This is a genomic window from Pseudoalteromonas sp. SG43-7, from assembly GCF_014164295.1.
In the GTDB taxonomy this organism is placed as follows: Bacteria; Pseudomonadota; Gammaproteobacteria; order Enterobacterales; family Alteromonadaceae; genus Pseudoalteromonas; species Pseudoalteromonas rhizosphaerae.
The window spans coordinates 1-680 of sequence record NZ_JACJEY010000166.1 but is presented as its reverse complement, the minus strand read 5'-3'; the positions used below and the strand labels follow the sequence as shown (position 1 = coordinate 680).

The following is a 680-nucleotide window of genomic DNA, read 5'->3' as shown; positions in this document are numbered from 1 at the left end:
GACCTTGTGGTGCATGACTATATCTCTACTTGCTTACAGCGCCTTGCTGAGCAGCCAGATAACCTTGAGCCACTGCTACCTTGGAACATTAAGCAAAGCTAGGTGTCGTTAGCTATACGCTTACGGTGTAACAAATAAAGATGTCGCAACTTTCAAACAGGCACTTTTATTTCCTTTGAATATTAGCTCAAGTGAAACATATGTTTCTGATGATGGGTTTTTAAAAATAAAAACTCGAAAAATCGAAAATACAAGAGAGCTAGAAGATCAGTTTGATAGTATTTTTGTTCCAGCACTGGTGAACCTTGTTGACTGTATTACTCCTGAAAATATGATTTATAATCCCTATAAAGGTTTTTCTGCTGCGTATGGAGCAATTTGGTTTATTGACATCATTGAAAGTGATTCTGGTATTCGTAGGTTTGCTCTATCAAGTTTATCTACAAATGAAACCGCTATTAATAAATGGCTTGCTCAGGAGTGTAAAAACACCTAACAAGCCGCTGTAGTGCGCTCACTGCGTTCGCCGGGACATATTATTGCTGGCTCCCTGCGTGCATATTCTCACCAGCTTTGATCACCCAATGGCATTAACTTTGATCGCTTATTCTCATTAAGCTTTGATCACGAAAATTACGCGATAATGATCACTTTTGTGTTCTTAATGATTTTGCCGATCA

1 protein-coding gene is annotated in these 680 nt (G+C 38.7%); it reads left to right on the top strand.

The genetic code is table 11. From position 1 onward, the window contains the following. Window positions 1–175 precede the first annotated feature (175 nt). Window positions 176–496: a hypothetical protein gene (locus H5200_RS23315; RefSeq protein WP_182762867.1), complete on the top strand. Its 321-nt coding sequence runs from the start codon at window positions 176–178 to the stop codon at window positions 494–496. Window positions 497–680 lie beyond the last annotated feature (184 nt).